The organism is Nostoc sp., assembly GCF_036917655.1.
GTDB lineage: Bacteria > Cyanobacteriota > Cyanobacteriia > Cyanobacteriales > Nostocaceae > Nostoc.
Map to the genome: position 1 here is coordinate 1 of NZ_JBALCY010000049.1, position 4,233 is coordinate 4,233.

The window sequence follows — 4,233 nt, forward strand, 5'->3', positions numbered from 1 at the left end:
GAACCCCACCCCCAGCCCCTAAGAGCAGGCGGGGAGGGGAGACAAAGCATAGCTTTGGCGGGGTGGGGTTCTTCGGGTTTAATAAGTAATTAAGCAGAGATGATATAAGTCATATCATGTCCGCCAGATTACCCATAATAGAAAGAACCCCACCCCCAGCCCCTAAGAGCAGGCGGGGAGGGGAGACAAAGCATAGCTTTGGCGGGGTGGGGTTCTTCGGGTTTAATAAGTAATTAAGCGGACATGATATCAGAGGGCGGCTCAGTCGTCTGGTTTACGACTCACACGGTACTGCTATAGAAGCTATTCAAAGACTGGAGAGTTCTCATGACTGCAAGCATAGATCAGAATGTCGTATTTTACGGAAATTTAAGCGAACTTTATCGCTTGGCAAAAGAGGGTAAAATCAAGACTAGTTTACAAGGTAGTCATACCCGCCCCTGTAAATTTTGGACTGCAACCAAGATTTTAAGTGGGATTAAAAATGCGATCGTCATTTCTCACGGGCCGAGTGGCTGTGCTTATGGTGTCAAGCGGGCATACAAGCTGACCAACAGCCGCAATAGTGGTTCACCTTATGAACCCGTGGTAACTACGAACATGAGCGAGAAAGCGGTAATTTTTGGAGGCGAAAAAGAATTAGCAGGCGCGATTCGAGAAGTAGATGAAAAATACCATCCTGATGCGATCGTTGTTGCTACTAGTTGCGCGTCTGGTATTATTGGCGACTGTGTTGATGACGTAGTGAATAAAGCCCGCACCGAAATCAAGTCTGAGATCATGACGATACATTGCGAAGGATTCGCAGGGGAGTATCGCAGTGGATTTGATATCGTATTTCGGCAAATTGTAGACTTTATGGAGCCGCCAACTCCAGAACGGAAAGCACAACTAGCCGATGCTGTCAATATTGTAGGCGCGAAGATGGGTCCTGAAAGGACGGAAGTCGAAACCGATGTCAAGGAATTGGTGCGATTGATAGAAGGAATGGGCGCACGAGTTCACAGCGTCATCGCTGGTGATTGTACTTTAGAAGAACTCAAACAAGCACCAAGTGCGGCAGTTAACTGTACTTTATGTTTGGATCTTGGCTATACCATCGGCAAAGCCATGTCAGACAAGTTTGGTACTCCCTTAAATTCTACTATCCTTCCCTATGGAATCACCGCTACAGAAAAATGGCTCGAAGGGGCTGCAAAATATTTAGGGATGGAAGAACAGGCGGCTGCCTTGATGTCAAGGGAATATGCCGCAATTAAGACTGAATTTGAGGAAGCTAAGAGTTATATAGAAGGTAAGTTAGCAATTATCGAAGGACATGATGCTATTAAGTGCTTGTCCCTTGCCCACATGTTGGATCGTGATTTTGGGATGCGTGTGGTAATCTATAACTTCCATCCCTGGAGTACAGAAGCACGAGAAACCAGTGTAGATTACTTGTTGGAAACAGGGTTAGACCCAGAAATCCTGATTACTAAGGGGACGCTAGCCTTTGGCAAGTACGAGTCAATGAAACAAACGGAAGATGAATTACTGGATTTTATTGGTGGTCTTGATTCAGATTCAGTAGTGTATTTTGGTTCTTCCTTGAGTTTCCCCCATATTCCCGTCGTCGATTTAAATGCTATCTTAAATCGTCCCAGATTTGGCTATCGCGGAGCCTTAAAGGTCGCAAAGTGTATTAAAACAGCACTTCAATATGGCTTTAGACCTCGCAGTTCTTTAACCAAGCAAATGGTATTCCCTAAAGATTCCGGGTTAGCATCTGCTCAATCACTAACCGGAAAACTAGCTCAAGACTTGCCTGATTGTACCGTATATGCAGAGAAGAGACGGGGCAAATGTTGTAACGAGTAATAAATGAAATGTGACTTTGCTGAATAAAGTATGGATTTGTCTCACGCAGAGGCGCAGAATAATTGTAGCGACTGTCTTAAAAGTCAAGCGATCGTTAACAAAAAACCGAGACTGGCTGCATTTAAGAACTAGAAAATACTGCACGCTGATTCGGTGGCGTCTGATATCTGTCCGCTCTTAAGTTGCATAATCCTTAGCCTCAGAAAAACGCGGGGACGTGGGAGTTGCGGGAGACGCGGGGATGCAATTTAAATGATTATTAGCTTACGAGCAAAGCTTAAGCCAAAAATGTCAAGGCAGAAGTTGCTACAGGCAGCACAAAACACGGAAACGTCAAGGCAGAAGTCGCTACAGGCAGCACAAAACACGGAAACGTCAAGACAGAAGCCGTTACAGGCTGCGCGAAACACGGAAACGTCAAGACAGAAGCCGTTACAGGCTGCACGAAACACGGAAACGTCAAGACAGAAGTCGCTACAGGCTTCACAAAACACGGAAACGTCAAGGCAGAAGTCGCTACAAGCTGCATAAAACGCGTTTCCCATAGTCAAGCTTTAGAGAAACAGGAGGAAAAAATGTCTGCTGAAACAACTTTTGACAATTGTAACCATAGTAAAGACCCAGTAGTTGGCTGTGCCCTTGAAGGTATTGCAACTACGGTTGCTGGCATTAAAGATGTCAGTATTGTAATTCAGTCTCCACAGGGTTGCGCGTCTACTGTTGCAGCTGGGTATGATGCTCATGAGGTTGATTTCACCAAGCGGAAAGTTGCTTGTACTCGTCTTTTTGAGTCAGACATTGTGATGGGAGCATCTGAGAAACTCAAAGGGATGATCAAAGACGCGGATAAATCTTTTGATTCTAAGGTGATGTTTGTCGTTGGTACTTGCGCGGCAGACATCATTGGTGAAGATATTGCAGGATTGTGCAACCAGCTTCAGCCAGATATCAAAGCCAAACTCGTTCCTTTAATGGCTGGTGGGTTTCGGGGCAATGCTTACGATGGCTTAGAGATGGGTTTGGAGGCTTTACTTCCTTTTATCAAAAAAAGGCAGACCAAGAGAAGGGGCAGAAAGCCAAGGATTGTAAATATCATTGCACCACAAGCAAATCTGAATCCTACTTGGTGGGCTGATTTGGAATGGGTAAAGCAGATGTTAAAATCTTTAAGGATTAAAGTACAGACGGTCTTTTCTCATAATACCTCCTTTGAAGAACTAGAGCAAGCTGGTGAAGCAACCGCCAATATTGTTCTCAGTCATGATGTTGGGTATAAGTTTGCTCGGAAAATGCAACAGACCCATGACATCCCTTTGATCCTTGATGATATACCTTTACCAATAGGTGTAAACAACACTACTCGGTGGTTGAAGGCATTGGCGGCACATTTTAAGATAGATGAAAAAGTGGAGCCAATCATCAAACAAGGCGAAGAAATGGTCGTAGATACACTTCGCAAACGAGCATTGATGATTATTCCCCGATATCGTAACTGTAGAATTGCTGTATCTGCGGATGGGACGCTTGGTATTGGACTAGTGAGAATGCTCTTTGAAGAATTGGAGATGATTCCTGAAGTCTTATTATTTCGTTCAGCGATGCCTGATTCTCGTTCAATTCTGGAGCGAGAACTGCACAGCCTCGGTCTTACTTCGCGCGTAATATATTCGGCAGATGGCTATCAGGTAAAACAGACCTTAGAAGAGTTTGATGTTGATGCTGTGATTGGCTCGGCATGGGAAAAATACATGGCAGAGGAATTGGGAATCAAAATTGCTTTTGATGTGTTTAGCCCCACTAACAGAGAAACTTATGTAGACAAGCCATATTTTGGCTATGAAGGCATGATCAATATCATGGAAGTGATTGCTAACGATTGGGATAGAGCTTTTCGTTCTAAAGAGATTAATTGGACATAGAAAAGTATTATGTCAAGAATGTTTTGATATCCTGATACAGAGTTATCAACAAGTATTGTGCTACACGTCTGGAGCAACGGCAGTCGCAACAACATCCTAGTAACTAACTGCCGTTAGCAAAGCGTAAAGCCTTCTCTACGAGAGGCTTGTCTGTGACACGCCACGCGAACGCGTGGCAAGGTAAACAATACCCAACTTGAGTCGCTACAGTCAACGAACAGAGAGAAGTTCTCGCCGACAGTTTAAAAAACAGTTTGATTTCGCTGTTTTTAAGGGACTTCTAGAAAATAAACTATTCCATCAGCAATAATGATAATCATTCCCCTTTTGTAGTAATTTAAATAATGACGCTTGTTTTTGAATGTGGTAACTGATGGCCATAGTATTAACTGATTCTCTCAAAAAGTTGTTAATTGAAACTGCATTTCAATTATTTGGTGCAGCAAAACGCAAATTT

2 protein-coding genes are annotated in these 4,233 nt (G+C 43.7%); both read left to right on the forward strand.

Annotated elements, in window-relative coordinates; translation table 11 throughout:
- The first annotated feature begins 327 nt into the window (after nt 1-327).
- Nucleotides 328-1,857, forward strand: a complete 1,530-nt coding sequence (locus V7K30_RS17740) for a nitrogenase component 1 (RefSeq protein WP_335001420.1) — start codon at nt 328-330, stop codon at nt 1,855-1,857.
- A gap of 575 nt (nt 1,858-2,432) precedes the next feature.
- Nucleotides 2,433-3,776, forward strand: coding sequence for a nitrogenase component 1 (locus V7K30_RS17745; protein WP_335001422.1), 1,344 nt, complete (start codon nt 2,433-2,435; stop codon nt 3,774-3,776).
- Nucleotides 3,777-4,233 lie beyond the last annotated feature (457 nt).